22 protein-coding genes are annotated in these 16,700 nt (G+C 60.6%); 8 read left to right on the top strand and 14 right to left on the bottom strand.

The genetic code is table 11. The annotated features are described in order from the left end of the window. Positions 1–22 precede the first annotated feature (22 nt). Positions 23–295 carry an oxidative damage protection protein gene (locus ACJ8OK_RS18345; RefSeq protein WP_004937404.1) on the bottom strand — a complete coding sequence of 91 codons (273 nt, stop codon included), beginning with the start codon at positions 293–295 and terminating at the stop codon, positions 23–25. Then, positions 292–1,392, bottom strand: coding sequence for an A/G-specific adenine glycosylase (gene mutY, locus ACJ8OK_RS18340; RefSeq protein ID WP_311265867.1), 1,101 nt, complete (start codon positions 1,390–1,392; stop codon positions 292–294). Before mutY ends, ACJ8OK_RS18345 begins: the two co-directional genes overlap by 4 nt. A gap of 177 nt (positions 1,393–1,569) precedes the next feature. On the opposite strand from mutY, the gene trmB reads away from it, so the two are divergent. The 6 genes from trmB (at position 1,570) to ACJ8OK_RS18310 (ending at position 5,076) form a co-directional block, all read left to right on the top strand. Then, positions 1,570–2,289: a tRNA (guanosine(46)-N7)-methyltransferase TrmB gene (gene trmB, locus ACJ8OK_RS18335; RefSeq protein WP_048325379.1), complete on the top strand. Its 720-nt coding sequence runs from the start codon at positions 1,570–1,572 to the stop codon at positions 2,287–2,289. Further along, entirely contained in the window at positions 2,289–2,615 is a 327-nt protein-coding gene (locus ACJ8OK_RS18330) for a YggL family protein (RefSeq protein ID WP_442530795.1), read from the top strand. Before trmB ends, ACJ8OK_RS18330 begins: the two co-directional genes overlap by 1 nt. 215 nt (positions 2,616–2,830) lie before the next feature. Continuing rightward, positions 2,831–3,754: a glutaminase B gene (glsB, locus tag ACJ8OK_RS18325; RefSeq protein WP_004937414.1), complete on the top strand. Its 924-nt coding sequence runs from the start codon at positions 2,831–2,833 to the stop codon at positions 3,752–3,754. A 30-nt stretch (positions 3,755–3,784) separates the two neighbouring features. After that, positions 3,785–4,507 (top strand): DUF2884 domain-containing protein, encoded by a 723-nt coding sequence (locus ACJ8OK_RS18320; RefSeq protein WP_015379052.1) that lies wholly within the window; start codon positions 3,785–3,787, stop codon positions 4,505–4,507. 94 nt (positions 4,508–4,601) lie between these two features. Continuing rightward, complete coding sequence (locus tag ACJ8OK_RS18315; protein WP_004937418.1) at positions 4,602–4,844, top strand: DUF4160 domain-containing protein; 243 nt, start codon at positions 4,602–4,604, stop codon at positions 4,842–4,844. Further along, positions 4,828–5,076 (top strand): DUF2442 domain-containing protein, encoded by a 249-nt coding sequence (locus ACJ8OK_RS18310; RefSeq protein WP_004937422.1) that lies wholly within the window; start codon positions 4,828–4,830, stop codon positions 5,074–5,076. Before ACJ8OK_RS18315 ends, ACJ8OK_RS18310 begins: the two co-directional genes overlap by 17 nt. A 37-nt stretch (positions 5,077–5,113) precedes the next feature. Here the strand turns inward: ACJ8OK_RS18310 and hemW are convergent, their stop codons facing one another. From hemW to ACJ8OK_RS18280, 6 genes are all read right to left on the bottom strand, one after another. Next, positions 5,114–6,256 carry a radical SAM family heme chaperone HemW gene (gene hemW, locus ACJ8OK_RS18305; protein ID WP_033632089.1) on the bottom strand — a complete coding sequence of 381 codons (1,143 nt, stop codon included), beginning with the start codon at positions 6,254–6,256 and terminating at the stop codon, positions 5,114–5,116. Next, the gene (locus tag ACJ8OK_RS18300; protein ID WP_049239920.1) at positions 6,249–6,842 is read right to left on the bottom strand and encodes an XTP/dITP diphosphatase; all 594 of its coding nucleotides are present in this window, start codon (positions 6,840–6,842) and stop codon (positions 6,249–6,251) included. Before ACJ8OK_RS18300 ends, hemW begins: the two co-directional genes overlap by 8 nt. A gap of 140 nt (positions 6,843–6,982) precedes the next feature. Further along, positions 6,983–7,276 carry a DUF167 family protein YggU gene (gene yggU / locus ACJ8OK_RS18295; RefSeq protein WP_016930091.1) on the bottom strand — a complete coding sequence of 98 codons (294 nt, stop codon included), beginning with the start codon at positions 7,274–7,276 and terminating at the stop codon, positions 6,983–6,985. Further along, positions 7,273–7,827 carry a YggT family protein gene (locus tag ACJ8OK_RS18290; protein ID WP_033632091.1) on the bottom strand — a complete coding sequence of 185 codons (555 nt, stop codon included), beginning with the start codon at positions 7,825–7,827 and terminating at the stop codon, positions 7,273–7,275. The genes yggU and ACJ8OK_RS18290 overlap by 4 nt, the downstream gene beginning before the upstream one ends. Positions 7,828–7,858: 31 nt before the next feature. Beyond that, positions 7,859–8,680 (bottom strand): pyrroline-5-carboxylate reductase, encoded by an 822-nt coding sequence (proC, locus tag ACJ8OK_RS18285; protein ID WP_033632092.1) that lies wholly within the window; start codon positions 8,678–8,680, stop codon positions 7,859–7,861. 19 nt (positions 8,681–8,699) lie between these two features. Then, the gene (locus tag ACJ8OK_RS18280) at positions 8,700–9,407 is read right to left on the bottom strand and encodes a YggS family pyridoxal phosphate-dependent enzyme (protein ID WP_015379048.1); all 708 of its coding nucleotides are present in this window, start codon (positions 9,405–9,407) and stop codon (positions 8,700–8,702) included. 20 nt (positions 9,408–9,427) lie between these two features. On the opposite strand from ACJ8OK_RS18280, the gene ACJ8OK_RS18275 reads away from it, so the two are divergent. Further along, a complete protein-coding gene (locus tag ACJ8OK_RS18275; protein WP_135638616.1) occupies positions 9,428–10,450 on the top strand; it encodes a type IV pilus twitching motility protein PilT in 1,023 nt (340 codons plus the stop codon). Here the strand turns inward: ACJ8OK_RS18275 and ruvX are convergent. The 6 genes from ruvX to ACJ8OK_RS18245 form a co-directional block, all read right to left on the bottom strand. Then, on the bottom strand, positions 10,447–10,869 hold the full coding sequence (gene ruvX / locus ACJ8OK_RS18270) for a Holliday junction resolvase RuvX (protein WP_033632095.1): 423 nt from the start codon (positions 10,867–10,869) through the stop codon (positions 10,447–10,449). The genes ACJ8OK_RS18275 and ruvX overlap by 4 nt on opposite strands. Beyond that, the gene (locus ACJ8OK_RS18265; RefSeq protein WP_004937452.1) at positions 10,869–11,432 is read right to left on the bottom strand and encodes a YqgE/AlgH family protein; all 564 of its coding nucleotides are present in this window, start codon (positions 11,430–11,432) and stop codon (positions 10,869–10,871) included. The genes ruvX and ACJ8OK_RS18265 overlap by 1 nt, the downstream gene beginning before the upstream one ends. Positions 11,433–11,577: 145 nt before the next feature. Continuing rightward, positions 11,578–12,528 carry a glutathione synthase gene (gene gshB / locus ACJ8OK_RS18260; RefSeq protein ID WP_033632096.1) on the bottom strand — a complete coding sequence of 317 codons (951 nt, stop codon included), beginning with the start codon at positions 12,526–12,528 and terminating at the stop codon, positions 11,578–11,580. Between the two features lie 10 nt (positions 12,529–12,538). Continuing rightward, a complete protein-coding gene (gene rsmE, locus ACJ8OK_RS18255) occupies positions 12,539–13,270 on the bottom strand; it encodes a 16S rRNA (uracil(1498)-N(3))-methyltransferase (RefSeq protein ID WP_033632097.1) in 732 nt (243 codons plus the stop codon). Positions 13,271–13,339: 69 nt separating this feature from the next. Continuing rightward, positions 13,340–14,035: a deoxyribonuclease I gene (endA, locus tag ACJ8OK_RS18250; RefSeq protein ID WP_015379043.1), complete on the bottom strand. Its 696-nt coding sequence runs from the start codon at positions 14,033–14,035 to the stop codon at positions 13,340–13,342. Positions 14,036–14,136: 101 nt separating this feature from the next. Further along, complete coding sequence (locus ACJ8OK_RS18245; protein WP_004937462.1) at positions 14,137–14,649, bottom strand: SprT family zinc-dependent metalloprotease; 513 nt, start codon at positions 14,647–14,649, stop codon at positions 14,137–14,139. A 349-nt stretch (positions 14,650–14,998) separates the two neighbouring features. Between ACJ8OK_RS18245 and fumA the strand changes: the two genes are divergently transcribed. Beyond that, positions 14,999–16,645, top strand: coding sequence for a class I fumarate hydratase FumA (gene fumA / locus ACJ8OK_RS18240; RefSeq protein WP_004937467.1), 1,647 nt, complete (start codon positions 14,999–15,001; stop codon positions 16,643–16,645). The last annotated feature ends 55 nt before the right edge of the window (positions 16,646–16,700 follow it).

The following is a 16,700-nucleotide window of genomic DNA, read 5'->3' as shown; positions in this document are numbered from 1 at the left end:
CCAGCGCCTGGCCCCAACAGCGTTATTCGCTCGGCGGCGTATAGCCTTCGATGTGCACGTCGTGCCCTTCGAACAGGAACTTGATCATTTCCTCTTCCAGCAGTTTGCGATCATCCACGTTCATCATGTTCAGCTTCTTCTCGTTGATCAGCATGGTCTGCTTCTTCATCCACTCGCCCCAGGCTTCCTTGGAGATCTCGTTGTAGATGCGCTTGCCGACGTCGCCGGGATAAAGCTGGAAGTCCTGGCCCTCGGCGTCGCGCTGCAGGAAAGTACAAAAAATGGTGCGGCTCATGCTAATTCCTCGTCGATGGCGCTATCGCCATATAAGTTTTGTTGGATCGGGGGCTGCTTCGCCAGCTGTTGCAACAGGCGATCCACCGGCGCTGCCAGCCCGACCGACGGCGGCTGCGCTAAGTTATACCAGAGACCCGCGCCCTCATCCATGCTGCTGCCCGCCGCGTCGAGCGACAGCCACATCGGCACGATATCGAGATGGAAATGGCTGAACGTGTGGCGAAACGCGGTCAGCTGTTCCAGGCGCTTGCCTTTCAGACCGCGCTGCTGCAGCCAGAGTTCCACATCCACGCGCGCGCTGAACTGTGGGAAGCAGAACAGGCCGCCCCACAGGCCCACCGCCGGGCGCTGCTCCAGCCACACGCGGTCGCCGTGCTGCAGCAATAAGAAGTAGGCGGTTTTTTCCGGCAGGGTCTGCTTGGGCTTCTTACCGGGGTAGTTGGCCCAGCTGTGATTGGCGTAAGACAGGCAGCCGACGTTGAGCGGGCAGAGTTCACACTTGGGCTTGGAGCGGGTGCAGACCATGGCGCCCAGATCCATCATCGCCTGGTTGAACTGGCCGACGCCCTGCGCCGGGGTGACCTCTTCGCTGATTTTCCACAGCCGATTTTCGACTTCTTTCTTGCCCGGCCAGCCTTCCACCGCGTAGCAGCGAGCCAGCACGCGCTTCACGTTGCCGTCGAGGATCGGATAGTGTTGGCCCAGCGCCAACGACAGCACCGCGCCGGCGGTGGAGCGGCCGACGCCCGGTAAATCGGCGATTTCTGCGAAGGTTGTCGGGAACTCGCCGCCGTGCTGTGCGACAATGGTCTGCGCCGCCTTGTGCAGGTTGCGGGCGCGGGCGTAATAGCCGAGGCCGGTCCACAGATGCAGCACTTCGTCCAGCGGAGCCTCCGCCAGCGCGCGCACGTTGGGAAAACGGGCCATAAAGCGCTGAAAATAAGGAATGACGGTGGCAACCTGAGTCTGTTGCAACATCACCTCGGAGAGCCATACTTGATAGGCGGTTTTCTCCAGCTGCCACGGCAGGGTCTTGCGACCGTAGCGTTGGTACCAGTCAAGCACCACCTGTGCGAATTGTTGTGCTTGCATCATGAGCAGCGTCGTTATCCGGCAGAAAATGAAGCGAGATTGCAGCATAGAGTCATGATGCTGTAAACCGGAACTTTCCGACGCCGCACGGCGGGTACAGAAGATGAACACTTGCTAAACCAATGTATCTTTGCATAATGCGCGTTTCCCTAATTGGCAGCCAAACAGACAGAAAGCACTATGATTAATGACGTCATCTCCCCGGAATTTGATGAGAACGGCCGCGCGATGCGCCGTATCCGCAGTTTTGTCCGCCGCCAGGGGCGGCTGACCAAAGGCCAGCAGCACGCGCTGGAGAACTATTGGCCGGTGATGGGCGTGGAGTATCAGGCTGACGCTGTCGATCTCTCCGCGCTGTTCGGCCGCGAAGCGCCGACGGTGCTGGAGATCGGTTTTGGCATGGGCGCCTCGCTGGTGACCATGGCGGGCAACAATCCGCAGCAGAACTTTTTAGGGATCGAAGTGCACTCGCCGGGCGTGGGCGCCTGCCTGGCCGACGCCCACGAGGCGAAGCTGAGCAACCTGCGCGTGATGTGCCACGATGCGGTTGAAGTGCTGGAAAACATGATCCCGGACGGCTCGCTGGACATGGTGCAGCTGTTCTTCCCCGATCCGTGGCACAAGGCGCGCCACAACAAGCGCCGCATCGTGCAAACGCCGTTTGTCGAACTGGTGCTGCGCAAGCTGAAGACCGGCGGCGTCTTCCACATGGCTACCGATTGGCAACCTTATGCGGAACATATGTTAGAGGTTATGAACGGGGTCGCAGGCTACCGTAATCTTTCCAGCGATAATGATTACGTGCCGCGTCCGGATTCACGCCCGCTGACGAAATTTGAATTACGCGGCCAGCGCCTGGGACATGGCGTTTGGGACTTGATGTTTGAGAGGAAAGAATAATGGCTAAGAACCGCAGTCGTCGTTTACGTAAAAAGTTGCACATTGAAGAATTTCAGGAGCTGGGTTTCTCCGTAGCCTGGCGTTTTGCCGAAGGCACGTCGGTGGAAGACATCGACAGCACGCTGGATACCTTCATCGATGAAGTGATCGAGCCGAACGGCCTGGCGTTTGACGGCAGCGGCTACCTGCAGTGGGAAGGTCTGATCTGCCTGCAGAAGATCGGCCACTGCACCGACGAGCATCGCGAACTGGTGAAAAACTGGTTGGAAACGCGCAAACTGACCGACGTTAAGGTCAGCGATCTGTTCGATATCTGGTGGGATTGATCGCGCTTGCCCGATGAGCGCGGCTTCGCGCCGCTTATTTCCCCCTAAATAATTGGATTTGCATCACGGCGGCAAGAGTGTGAGTCCCCAGGAGCTTACTTCAGTAAGTGACTGGGGTGAGCGCTCGCAGCCAACACAGATGCGGATTCAAGTATGACGGGGATGGATTTAAGGTGCCTTAACGGCGCCTTTGTTTTGCCCGGAGTGTGACCGAGGTGGTAACTACATTGGATAACGCGTTGCTGGAGGAGATCCTGCAACAGGTGCGCCCGCTGATTGGCCAGGGGAAAGTGGCCGACTACATCCCGGCGTTGGCAGAAGTGCCCGCCGATCGGTTGGCGATCGCCGTGTGTACGGTGGACGGTGAACTGTTCCAGGCCGGCGACGCCGCGGAGCGCTTCTCCATCCAGTCGATCTCCAAAGTGCTGAGCCTGACGCTGGCGCTGACGCGCTATCAGGAGCCTGAGATCTGGCGGCGCGTGGGCAAAGAGCCTTCCGGCCTGCCGTTCAATTCGCTGCTGCAGCTGGAGATGGAGCAGGGCAAACCGCGCAATCCGTTTATCAACCCCGGCGCGCTGGTGGTGTGCGACATGCTGCAAACCCGGCTCAGCGCCCCCAAACAGCGCATGCTGGAGGTGGTGCGTCAGCTGGCCGGCGAAGACGACCTGGCCTATGACCTGCGGGTGGCGCGTTCCGAATTCGAACACTCCGATCGCAATGCGGCCATCGCCTATCTGATGAAGTCGTTCGGCAACTTCGAGAACGACGTGATCACCGTGCTGCAAACCTATTTCCATTACTGCGCGCTGCGCATGAGCTGCGTGGAGCTGGCGCGCAGCTTCGTCTATCTGGCCAATCACGGCCGCGATCTCAGCGGCGAGGCGGTGATCAGCCCGCTGCAGGCTCGGCAGATCAACGCCCTGATGATGACCAGCGGCATGTACGACGGCGCCGGCGAATTCGCCTATCGGGTGGGAATGCCGGGCAAGTCCGGCGTGGGCGGCGGCATCGTGGCCATCGTGCCGGACGAGCTGTCGATCGTCGTCTGGTCGCCGGAGCTGGATGCTTCCGGCAACTCGCTGGCGGGAACTGCGGCGCTGGAACTGTTGTCTCAACGTATCGGTCGTTCGATTTTTTAATCCCAGTCTGGATGGGAGTCAGGAGAAGCTATGTTGAAGAAAACCGGGTTAGCCTTACTGCTGCTGGCGGCGACTGCCGCGCAGGCCCACGCCGAGTACCAATGCAGCGTTAAACCCCAGGACGATGTGATCATCAGCCCGCAGAGCGTGCAGGTGAAAGGCGCCAGCGGCGACCTGCAAATCTCGCCGGATGGCGACGTGATCCGCAACGGCCAGGCGCTGAGCCTGAACGACAGCCAGCGGCAGAAAGCCTTCAGTTACCAGAGCGCGCTGCGCAAGCAACTGCCGTGGATCGACGACGGCGCGCAGAAACACCTGGAGAAAGCCCGCGCAGCGCTGGATAAAGTGATCGTCAAAGAGCTGGGCAGCAACAGCAACGTGCGCAACCGGCTGACCACCCTGAATGGCCAGCTGAAACAGCAGATGAACCGCATCATCGAGCACCGCAGCGACGGCCTGACCTTCCACCACAAGGCGATCGACCAGGTGGAACAGGATGGCCGCAACATCGTGCAGCAGAGCATGGGCGGCGTGCTGCAGGACAGCCTGAACGAAATGGGCGTCAAACAGGCCGCCAACAGCGGCGGTAACCCGCTGCAGGCGATCATGGGCAACCTGGGCGGCTTGCAGAAGGCGATCCAGAACGAATGGAACAATCAGGAGCAGGACTTCCAGAACTTCGGCCATGATGTGTGCAACCGCGTCACCGCACTGGAAACCCAGCGCAAGGATCTGCTGAAAGCGTTGAAGTAACGGATAGGCGTAGCCGCCGTGCGTTTTTGACCTCACGACGGCTATCTGACAAACTGGCTAAACTATAATCAATCGGCAAAAGGATTTTGCATTGATGCCAGTGATATTCCGTTATAAAGGCTACAGGTTCTTTTTTTATTCCAACGAGGGTGACCCGCTTGAGCCGCCGCATGTTCATATCAGAGATGCTGAGGCTGAAGCGAAATTCTGGTTGGTTCCTGGCGTGCAGTTGGCGCGTAATGACGGCTTTAACGCCAGAACGCTAAAAGAGCTGGCGGGTCTGGTTGATACCTATCAGGCATTGTTTTTGGAGGCTTGGCATGAGTATTTCGGCTAAACGCGTCAGCTTTGACGATGCGACGATGTGGGTCGAACTGAGCGACGCCCGAATTATTGGCGTGCCACTGGCCTGGTTTCCGCGTTTGTTGAATGCGACGCAAGAACAGCGGGCAGAGTATGAACTCAGCGCTCGCGGCATCCATTGGGATGCGTTGGACGAGGATGTTTCCGTTGAGGGATTGCTGAAGGGGCGTGGCGACGTGACGCATCGCCCTCATAATGCCGCCTGAACATGAAAAAAAGCGCTGATTATTCAGCGCTTTTTTTTTACTCGTCGTCCGCCAGGAACAGTTCCAGCAGCGAGTTGAGAAACAGCTTGCCCTTCTCGGTGATCTGCCAGTGCTCTGCGGTTTCTTCCAGATAGCCTTTGGCTAACGCCTCGTCCAGCTGCGGACGAATGACGCTTTCCGCCAGCCCGGTGTAGTTGACGAAGTCGGCGCGCGGCGCGGCTTCCAGCAGGCGAAAGCGGTTCATGAAGAATTCGAACGGCCGATCCGCCGCCGCCACCTCATGCTGCTTGTCCATGTAGTCGCCGCGCATAAAGCCGCGCGGATGCTTGGTCTTGGCGGTGCGCAGGATGCGCCCGTCGCTGAAGGTCACCTTACCGTGCGCGCCGCAGCCGATCCCCAGATAGTCGCCGAAGCGCCAGTAATTGAGGTTGTGTTGGCATTGGTAGCCCGGCTTGGCGTAGGCCGAGGTTTCGTACTGCTGATAGCCGGCGGCGCTCAACAGCCGGTGGCCGCGTTCGAAGATGTCCCACAGCGCATCGTCGTCCGGCAAAACCGGCGGGCGCGAGCTGAACAGGGTGTTCGGCTCGATGGTCAGCTGATACCACGACAGGTGCGGCGGATTGAGGGCGATAGCCTGGCGCAGATCGTCCAGCGCCTCTTCCAGCGACTGATCCGGCAGGCCATGCATCAGATCGAGGTTAAAGCTGCGCAGGCCAAGATCGGTCGCCAGCGTCGCCGCGCGCCTGGCCTCTTCCGGGCCGTGGATGCGCCCCAGACGGTTCAGCTTCTCGGCGCTGAAGCTTTGCACCCCGATGGAGATGCGGTTGACGCCGGCGCGCTGGTAGCCGCTGAAGCGATCGGCCTCCACGGTGCCGGGATTGGCCTCCATGGTGATTTCGGCGTCGTCGGCGACGCGAATGCGCGCCCGCACCCCGTCCAGCAAGGCTTGCATCGCCTCGGCGCTCAGCAGGCTGGGGGTGCCGCCGCCGATAAAGATAGTGCTGATTTCCCGGCCGCCGGCCAGCGGCAGGTCGGCATCCAGATCCGCCAACAGATGCTCGACATACTCCTGATGCGGCACATCACCCTTCAGCGCATGGGAGTTGAAGTCGCAGTACGGGCATTTCTGCACGCACCACGGGATATGGATGTAGAGACTCAGCGGGGGCAGCTTAAGCATTGCGCATGGCTTCCAACATCAGCTTCAGCGCCTTGCCGCGGTGCGAAATCGCCCGCTTCTCGTCGCGGCTCAGCTCGGCGGCGGTGCGGCCCAGCTCCGGCACGTAGAAGACAGGATCGTAACCGAAGCCGCCTTCACCGGCGGCCTGCTCGGTGATTTCGCCGGCCCAACTGCCGTGGAACACCAGCGGCGTCGGGTCTGCCGCATGGCGCAGATAGACCAGCACGCAATGGAATTGCGCGCCGCGCTGGCCCGGCGCCACGTCTTTCAACGCCGCCAGCAGCTTGTCGAGGTTCTGCCGATCGTCGGCATCTTCACCGGCATAGCGCGCGGAGTAGATGCCCGGCGCGCCGCCCAGCGCGTCTACTGCCAGGCCGGAGTCGTCGGCGATCGCCGGCAGGCCGGTGACCTGTGCCGCATGGCGCGCTTTCAGAATGGCGTTTTCGATAAACGTCAGGCCGGTCTCTTCGGCGGACTCCACGCCCAGATCGGTTTGTGCGACCACGTCCAGGCCGAAATCGGCCAACAGGTCGGCGAGTTCGCGCACTTTGCCCGGGTTACCGGTGGCAAGAACGACTTTTTGCATAAGTGACTACCTTGAAAATTATTCGATGATACTCTGCGTATCTGAAGCCGCAGCCGCGTTGGCTGCACGCTCTCACCCCAGTCACTGGAGTGACCCAGCTCCTGGGGACTCAAGCCCTTGCCGCCTTGCTGCGGCTCCAGCTACTTTGTGTATAGCGCTGCGACCACGGCGGGGATCTGTTGCGGATTCACGATGCGTAACTGTTTATGCCGCCCCAGTTCGCCTTTCTCGATGGTGACGTTACTTTTCGCCACTTTGAACTGCTTGGCGATAAACTTGATCAAATGGGCGTTGGCTTGGCCGTCGACCGGCGGGGCGGTGATGGCGACTTTCAGTTCGTCGCCATGCAAGCCGATAATTTGGTCGCGGCTGGCTTTCGGCTGAATATATAGCCTGATCGCCAGCCCGTCCAGCACCGGAGTGACTGCACTCACAGCAGGAACCAGATCTCACCGAACACATCCATGCCCAGGTAGTTGATCAAATAGAGGATCAGGATCACGACCATGGCGGAAAAGTCGATGCCGCCCATCGCCGGGATGATGCGACGGATCGGCGCCATCAAGGGTTCGGTCAGTTGGTACATCACGTAGTCGATCGGGCTGCGGCCCTGGCTTATCCAGCTCATCAGCGCACGAATGATCATCACCCAGAAGATCAGGTAGCCGGCGGACTTCACCAGCGAGATCAGGCCGAACAACAGGTTATACGGGCTGAGCGACATCGCGCCGCCCTGAATCAGCAGCAGCAGCGGGTACTTGATGGTCATCAGCAGGAACGCCAGCAGCAGCGAAGCGCTGTCGATGGGCCCCAGTGACGGGATGATGCGGCGCAGTGGGCCGACCACCGGCTGGGTGATCTTCACCACAAACTGTGAGAACGGGTTGTAAAAATCGGTGCGCGCCCACTGCATCCAAATGCGCAGCAACAGCACCATCACGTACAGATCAATAACGGTCTTGACCAGGAAAGTCAGCGTTAGCATGAAGTGGTCCTTCTCCTTAACTCGCGGTTATTTAAAATAATTTTTCCATCTCTTGGGCACGGGAAACGGCGGCCTGCATCGCTTGCCCCACGGTTTCCGGCAGTTGGCGTTCGTTGAACACCCGCAGCGCTTCGGCGGTGGTGCCGCCTTTGGAGGTCACCTGCTCGCGCAGCGTGCCCAGCGGCGTATCCGGGTTGGCTTCCACCAATGCGGCGGCGCCGGAAGCGGCCTGTTGTACCAGATCGCGCGCGGTCTGGCTGTCGAAGCCCATGCGCTCGGCCTCTTTTTGCATCGCTTCCATAAACAGGAAGAAATAGGCCGGGGCGCTGCCCGCGGCGGCGATCACGCCGTTGATGCCATTTTCGTCATCGACCCAGCAAACTTTACCGACCGACGCCATTAAATCGCCGGTGTAATCGCGATCCCGCTGGCTGACCTGCGCCGGCGCGTACAGCCCGCTCATGCCCTTGCCGACCAGCGACGGAGTGTTGGGCATGATGCGCACGATGTCCAGTTGGTCGCCGAGCAGCTGATAGAAACGGCTGACCTGAATGCCGGCGGCGATCGACAGCACCAGCTTGCCGCTGAAATCGACCTGTTCGCGCAGCGGCTGACACACGTCGGCCATCATCTGCGGTTTGACCGCCAGCACCACCACCTCGGCTTCACGCGCGCAGGCGACGTTGTCGCCGCTGCTGACGATGCCGTAGTCTGCAGCCAGCGCATCACGGTTTTTCGGCGAAGGGGCGCAGACGCTGATGGATTTGGCTGGATAGCCGCCCGCCACCAGGCCGGCGATGATTGCACGCGCCATGTTGCCGGCGCCGATAAAGGTAATCTTGCGATGTTGCATCAAATCCCTCGTCTGTGTGTCAGGCCTGCGAGTAGTCGCGGGCGCCAAAAATTGCGGTGCCGATGCGCACCAGGGTGCTGCCGGCAGCGATCGCCGCCGCCATATCGTCCGTCATGCCCATCGACAGCGTATCGGCCTGCGGATAACGCTGACGCAGGGCGAGAAATGCGTCGTTCATCCGGCTGAATACCGCCAGCTGCCGCTGATAATCCGCTTCCGGCGCCGGAATAGCCATCAGGCCGCGCAGCGTCAGGTTCGGCAGCGCGGCGATCGCTTCGGCCAACGCCGGCAGTTCGGCCAACGCAATGCCGGATTTGCTTTGCTCGTCGCTGATGTTGATTTGAATCAGCACGTTGAGCGGCGGCATGTCGGCCGGGCGCTGATCGCTCAAGCGCTGGGCGATGCGCAGCCGATCCACGGTATGGCACCAGGCGAAGTGTTCCGCCACCAGCCGACTCTTATTGGATTGCAGCGGGCCGATAAAGTGCCACACCAACTCGCCGCTTTGCGGCGACTCGGCGAAATGCCGGATCTTGTCTACCCCTTCCTGCACGTAGTTCTCGCCGAAGGCGCGCTGGCCGGCGGCGATGGCTTCTTCGATCGCCGCCACAGGTTTGGTTTTGCTGACTGCAAGCAGGGCAACTTCTTCTGGCGCCCGCGCGCAATTTCGCGCGGCGGCCGCAATGCGGTTTCTGACATCCTGCAGGTTCTGTTGGATAGTGCTCATTATTGACCCGGGAGAGTGATATGGATATCGATGAATTCGTGGCCCTTAGTGTAAAGCATAATGCTTCCGATCTGCACCTTTGTGCCGGTCATCCGCCGATGTTGCGCATCGACGGTGAACTGCAGCCATTGGCGGCGGCGCCAACGCTGACGGCGCAGGGCGCGCAGGCCCTCTGCGACGGATTGCTGAATGCGCAGCAGCGCGAGAGCCTGCGGCGGCTGGGGCAGGTCGATCTGGCGCTGCACAGGCCGAGCGGGGAACGGCTGCGGGCCAACGTTTTTCAGCAAAGCGCGGGAGTTTCTCTCGCGTTGCGGCGTATCGCCGGGCAATCGCCTTCGCTTGCCAAGCTGGCGGCGCCAGCCATCGTCCCGGCGTTGCTGCGGCGCGCCGACGGATTGATCCTGGTCACCGGCGCCACCGGCAGCGGCAAGTCCACCACGCTGGCGGCGATGATCGACGAGATCAACCGGCACCAGCAGCGGCATATTTTGACGCTGGAAGATCCGATCGAATTCCTGCATCACAGCCGGCGTTCGCTGATCCAGCAGCGGGAGATCGGCCGCGACAGCCACAGCTTCGATGCGGCGTTGCGCGCCGCGCTGCGCGAAGATCCGGATGTGATCCTGCTGGGCGAGTTGCGCGATACCGCCACTATCCGGCTGGCGCTCACTGCGGCGGAGACCGGCCACCTGGTGCTGGCGACGCTGCACACTCGCAGCGCGCCGCAGGCGGTGGAACGGCTGGTGGACGTGTTTCCGGCGGAAGAGAAACCCTATGTGCGGGCCCAGCTGGCCGGCAGCCTGCAAGCGGTGATCGCGCAAAAGCTGATGAGGCGCCCTGGCGGCGGACGCGTGGCGATCTTTGAAGTGCTGACGGCGACGGCGGCGGTCAGCAACCTGATCCGCGAAGGGAAAACCCATCAGTTGGCGAGCGTGTTGCAAACCGGCGCGCAGTCGGGCATGCAAACCTTTGAGCAAGGTTTGCAGCAGCGGATCGACGCCGGTGTGTTGGGGGAGTGCGCGGCGGAGGGAACGGGCGTTTAGCCCAGCTGCCGTTCGAACCAGCTTTCGAGGATCACCACCGCGGAGGCGGAGTCCACGCTGCCTTTATCAAGGGCGCGAAAGCCGCCGCGATCGAACAGGTTGGCGCGCGCTTCCACGGTGCTCAGACGCTCGTCTTGCAGCTCGATCTGGATGCCAAAACGGCCGTGCAGGCGATTGGCGAACTTGCGCGCCTGGGCGGTAACGGGCTGTTCGGTGCCGTCCATGTTCAGCGGCAGGCCGACCACCACCAAATCCGGCTGCCACTCTTTCAGCAGCTTTTCGATTTTCAGCCAGTCCGGCGAGCCGTCCTGCGCTTTGAAAGCCGGCAGGGCGCGGGCGCTGCCGGTCAACTCCTGGCCGATGGCCGCGCCGATGCTTTTGGTGCCGAAGTCGAAGGCGATAATGGTGCGGTTACTCATCAGGCGTGTCCTGCGTGGTTGGCGATGCTGCGAATGTCGATGCCCAGAAGGTTCCCCGCCTCGCGCCAGCGGCTGGCGATTGGCGTGCGGAACAGAATGTCGGTGTTGGCTTCGATGGTCAGCCAGGCGTTTTCCAACACCTCCTGCTCCAGCTGGCCCTTTTCCCAGCCCGCATAGCCCAGCGCCACCAGCACGTCGTCCGGTTGTTCCGGGGTGCCGAGCGTCTCCAGCACGTCTTTCGAGGTGGTGATCATGGTGTTGGGAGAAATTTGAATGCTGGCGCCGAAGCCGTGGCGCGGCGTATGCAGGATAAACCCGCGATCGTCCGCCAGGGGCCCGCCGGCGAACACCGGTTTGTCCAGGCTGATGGCCGGATCGCGCGCAGGCGGCATGATCTTCAGCTTGCTCAGCACCGTGGCTACCGTGAATTGCTCCACCGGTTTATTGATCACCAAACCCATGGCGCCTTCTTCATTGTGCTCGCAAATGTAAATCACCGAGCGCTTGAAGCGAGGATCCTGCAGCGTTGGCATGGCGATCAGAAAATGGTGCTGTAAATTCATGGCGTTAATATAAGGTAATCAATGGGTGAGAAAATAAACAGCCGCCAGTATGCGGCTATACCCGCCGCCTTTCAAGCCGCGCGCAAAGGCGAGCTTTGGCGGGCGCGATACGGGATAGCGGGCGGCATGCCGCCCGCATGACGCATTACTTCGCCGCCAGGCGCTTTTCAATCGCGTCCATCAGCATGCCGGTAATCGAAATCGGGAATGCCGCCTCGATCTCGCGCGCGCAGGTTGGGCTGGTGACGTTGATCTCGGTCAGGCGATCGCCGATCACGTCCAGGCCGACGAAGATCAGCCCTTTCTCTTTCAGCGTCGGGGCGACGGCGCGGGCGATTTTCCAGTCGCTTTCGCTCAGCGGGCGCGCTTCGCCGCGGCCGCCGGCCGCCAGGTTGCCGCGGGTCTCGCCCTGCGCCGGAATGCGCGCCAGGCAGTAAGGCACCGGCTCGCCGTCCACCACCAGGATGCGCTTGTCGCCGTCCTTGATCGCCGGCAGGAAGTTCTGCGCCATGCAGAAACGGCTGCCGTGTTCGGTCAGGGTTTCGATGATCACCGACAGGTTAGGATCGTCCTGCTTCACGCGGAAGATAGACGCGCCGCCCATGCCGTCCAGCGGTTTCAGGATGATGTCGCCGTGCTGCTGGTGGAATTTGCGGATGTGCGCGGCGCTGCGGCTGACCAGCGTATCCGGCGTCAGCTCCGGGAACCAGGCGGTGAACAGCTTCTCGTTGCAGTCGCGCAGGCTTTGCGGCTTGTTGACCACCAGCGTGCCTTTAACTTCGGCGCGTTCCAGAATGTAGGTCGCGTAGATATATTCGGTATCGAACGGCGGATCCTTGCGCATCAGGATCACGTCCAGCTCGTGCAGCGCCAGATCCTGCTCGGCGCCGAAGCTGAACCAGCTCTCCTTGTCTTCCTTCACGCTCAGCAGGCGGGTGCGTGCGCGCCCGTCACCGGCATGCAGATAGAGATCGTTCATCTCCATGTAGTGCAATTCGTAACCGCGGCGCTGCGCTTCGAGCAGCATGGCGAAGCTGGTGTCTTTCTTGATGTTGATGGAATCGATAGGATCCATCACGATGCCGAGCTTAATCATCTTTTCTCCTTTAACCCAGGTCGCCGAAGCGGACCTGCAGAGCGGTAATGGCGGTGAGCGCTGTGGTTTCGGTACGCAGAACGCGTGGTCCCAGCAGAATATCAGTAAATCCGTGGTCGGTGGTCATGGCGATTTCGTCGGCGGACAAACCGCCTTCCGGGCCGATCAACAGGCGAACATGATCCACCGGCTGCGGCAGCGTGTTAATGCTGTGGCTGGCGCGCGGGTGCAGGTTGAGTTTCAGGCTGCCGTCCTGCTCGGCGCACCAGGCCTCCAGCGACATCGCCTCACGGATTTCGGGAATGCGGTTGCGGCCGCACTGTTCGCAGGCGGCGATGGCGATCTTTTGCCATTGCTGGATTTTCTTCGCCAGACGCTCGCCGTCCAACTTCACGCCGCAGCGCTCGGAAAACAGCGGGGTGATGACGTTGACGCCCAGCTCGATGGATTTCTGGATGGTGAACTCCATCTTCTCGCCGCGCGAGATCACCTGGCCCAGATGCAGGTTGAGCGGCGATTCGATGTCCTCCACGCGGCCGTCGCCAAGGCGCACCAGCACGCTCTTTTTGTCCACCCGGATTATTTCGGCGTCGAACACCTGGTTGCTGCCGTCGAACAGCTGCAGCGCCTGGCCGGCGCTCATGCGCAGCACGCGCCCGACGTGGTTGGCGGCGTCCTCGCTGAGGGCGATCTCCGCCCGGTCGGTCAACGGCTGCGGATGGTAAATGCGGGGTATGCGCATGGGTAGTCTGATCCTGACGAAACGGCGCCGCGGGTTGGCGGCGCCATGAAAGATAAAGGCTATAGTAGGTTAGCTTTTCCGCTGCTGACAAGCCTGTTGAATATAGGGGTTGTGGTTGCCCTGCACCTTGGCGATACGTGCTTCGCGCTGACATTCCCATTGGCTCACCGGATATTGCCGGTTCCACACCTCGAACAGTTGGGTTTGCTGGCGTGACAGCCGCAGCTGGTAGCGATCGCGCATGTAGAAGTAGGTGCGGGCAATGGCGCCGCGGGCGCGGGCGGGCGGCTCCGCCTGTTTATTCTTGAAGTCCACCTTCATTGGGCACTGCCCGTACTGGCCTGCGCCGCCGTTCCATTGGCTGTACATGAAGTTGTTGCGGTCGCCGTTCACTTCGCCGATCGCCGGCTGCAGGTTGTGCAGATCGGTTTCTATCTGGCGATAGGTGGCGTCCTTGTTGCAGTTTTTGCGCCCGCCGTCTTGCCAGCACTGCAGCTGGTGGCCGAACTGCCAGGCCGGCACCACGTGTTCCCATTCAATGCGCTGCGCGCGTTGGGCGTTTTTACGCACCTGATAGCCGCAGCCGGCGAGATCGGGAATGCCCTTCTTGCCTTGCCACTCGATGCGGCAGCCGCAGTAAAAACTGCCCGGCGCATCCTGGTTAATCTTGGCCGCCGCCGTCTTGGCCTGAGAGAAGTTATTGATGCCGTGCGCCTGTGCGGCGCCTGCGGCGAAAACCGCCATAAACAAAATTCTGCGAAGCATATTCCAAAACAGCTCAAAATTGGAAAAGCAGGCAGGGTAACGGAACTTGTCGGCAGTGGCAAATGGCGATATTTACTTGTTTTAACGTATAAATCGTTTAACTAAAGGTTCTCGCTAGCAAGAAATTTCAGTTTTTCACCGCACCGGCGGCAGCGGTATTCGCTTTCGCCGCGCAGCACGCGGTTATGGCGGCGAATGGTGAGCTGGTGCTGCCCGCAGCCGCAGCGGTAGGGGAAGGTTTTGCTTTGCACCGAGGCGGTTTCGAAACGATGAGTGCGGCTGGCGGGCGTCAGCAGCACGCTTTCCATCATCCAGCGCCATTCGCGGCCGTGCGGCGCTACCCGGCCGAATTGGCGAAACACCAGCAGGTGCGCCAGTTCGTGCGGCACCACTTCATCGATAAACGGCTGTTGGTTTTCCAGCAGCAGCACCGGGTTCAGACGGATTTCCCAGCTTTGCAGCCAGGCGGTGCCCGCGCTGGTGCCGCGTTGCTGATAGACGATGCTGGGTTCGGGGAACTCGACGGCAAAATGCTGGCGGGCCAACTGCAGCTTTTCTCGCAGGCAGCGCATCACCGCTTGTTGCAGCGCGATGGGGATTCTCGGTTTGTTCATTGCGGCTAGCTTAAGCAATGGCGCGGCGGCTGACAATATGCCCCGGCGCAAATCGCATCCGGCGCTTTTTCACCACATTGATAAGACGATCGCCGCCGATGGATTGTAATCAATGTGTTAACTGCGGGATAATAAAGCGTGCATGATGAGTCTGTACCCGCAGTTCTCACCGAGCAAGGTTGAAACGCCGCCTGTGGTAATCCCTTACGCAAATAGCGGTTATTTTGCGATTTGGCGCAATAACTGACTGATTAAAAATACGTAAGGTGGAGGCAGTTTTTTGACAAGGCGCCGTGTCGCGCGCCGCAAGTGTGAATTTAACGCAGCTGATGTTGCAAGTGAGAGATCAATGTCGAATAAACCGTTCCACTATCAAGATCCGTTCCCGCTGAAGAAAGACGATACCGAATACTACCTGCTGAGCCGCGACCACGTTTCCGTGAGCGAATTTGAAGGCCAGGAAATTCTGAAAGTTGCCCCTGAAGCGTTAACCCTGCTTGCCCAGCATGCGTTCCACGACGCCTCGTTCATGCTGCGCCCGGCGCACCAACAGCAGGTGGCCGATATCCTCAAAGATCCGGACGCCAGCGAAAACGACAAGTACGTTGCGCTGCAATTTCTGCGTAACTCAGAAATCGCCGCCAAGGGTATTTTACCGACCTGCCAGGACACTGGCACGGCGATCATCGTCGGCAAAAAGGGCCAGCGCGTCTGGACCGGCGGCGGCGATGAAGAGGCGCTGTCGCGCGGGGTGTATAACACCTACATCGAAGAGAACCTGCGCTATTCGCAGAACGCCGCGCTGGATATGTACAAAGAGGTCAATACCGGCAGCAACCTGCCGGCGCAGATCGATCTCTACAGCGTGGACGGCGAAGAGTACAAATTCCTGTGCATCGCCAAGGGCGGCGGCTCCGCCAACAAAACCTATCTGTATCAGGAAACCAAGGCGCTGCTGTCGCCGGGCAAGCTGAAAAACTACCTGGTCGACAAGATGCGCACGCTGGGCACCGCGGCTTGCCCGCCGTACCACGTGGCGTTCGTCATCGGCGGCACCTCGGCGGAAGCGACGCTGAAAACCGTCAAACTGGCCTCGACCAAGTATTACGATGGCCTGCCGACGGAAGGCAACGAGCATGGTCAGGCGTTCCGCGATCTGGAACTCGAAGCGGAACTGCTGCAAGAAGCGCAAAACCTGGGGCTGGGCGCACAGTTCGGCGGCAAATACTTCGCACATGATATCCGCGTAGTGCGCCTGCCGCGCCACGGCGCCTCCTGCCCGGTCGGCATGGGCGTCTCCTGCTCGGCGGACCGCAACATCAAAGGCAAGATCAACCGCGACGGCATCTGGCTGGAAAAACTGGAGCACAATCCGGGTAAATTCATTCCTCAGGAGCTGCGCCAGGCCGGGGAGGGCGAGGCGATCAAGGTCGATCTCAACCGCCCGATGGCCGAGATCCTCAAACAGCTGTCGCAGTACCCGGTTTCCACCCGCCTGTCGCTGAGCGGCACCATCATCGTCGGCCGCGATATCGCGCACGCCAAGCTGAAAGAGCGCCTGGATCGCGGTGAAGGCTTGCCGCAGTACGTCAAGGACCACCCGATCTACTACGCCGGCCCGGCTAAAACGCCGGAAGGCTATGCATCCGGTTCCTTGGGGCCAACCACCGCCGGGCGTATGGATTCCTACGTCGACCTGCTGCAATCTCACGGCGGCAGCATGATCATGCTGGCGAAAGGCAACCGCAGCCAGCAGGTGACGGATGCCTGCCACAAGCACGGCGGCTTCTACCTCGGCAGCATCGGCGGCCCGGCGGCGGTGCTGGCGCAGCAGAGCATCAAGAGCCTGGAGTGCGTGGAGTACCCTGAGCTGGGCATGGAAGCGATCTGGAAAATCGAAGTGGAAGATTTCCCGGCGTTTATCCTGGTGGATGACAAAGGCAATGACTTCTTCCAGAAGATCCAGGCCGGTCAGTGCTCCAGCTGCCTGAAATAATCGCTACCCCCTTCACCGCCCGCAGGCGGTGGAGGGGATTGTGTAAAGTCCTGTA

Origin of the sequence: Serratia sp. CY71090 (assembly GCF_052166845.1) — a bacterium.
In the GTDB taxonomy this organism is placed as follows: domain Bacteria; phylum Pseudomonadota; class Gammaproteobacteria; order Enterobacterales; family Enterobacteriaceae; genus Serratia; species Serratia nematodiphila.
The sequence above is the reverse complement of the archived record's forward strand: the minus strand, read 5'-3'. Positions and strand labels throughout refer to the sequence as shown.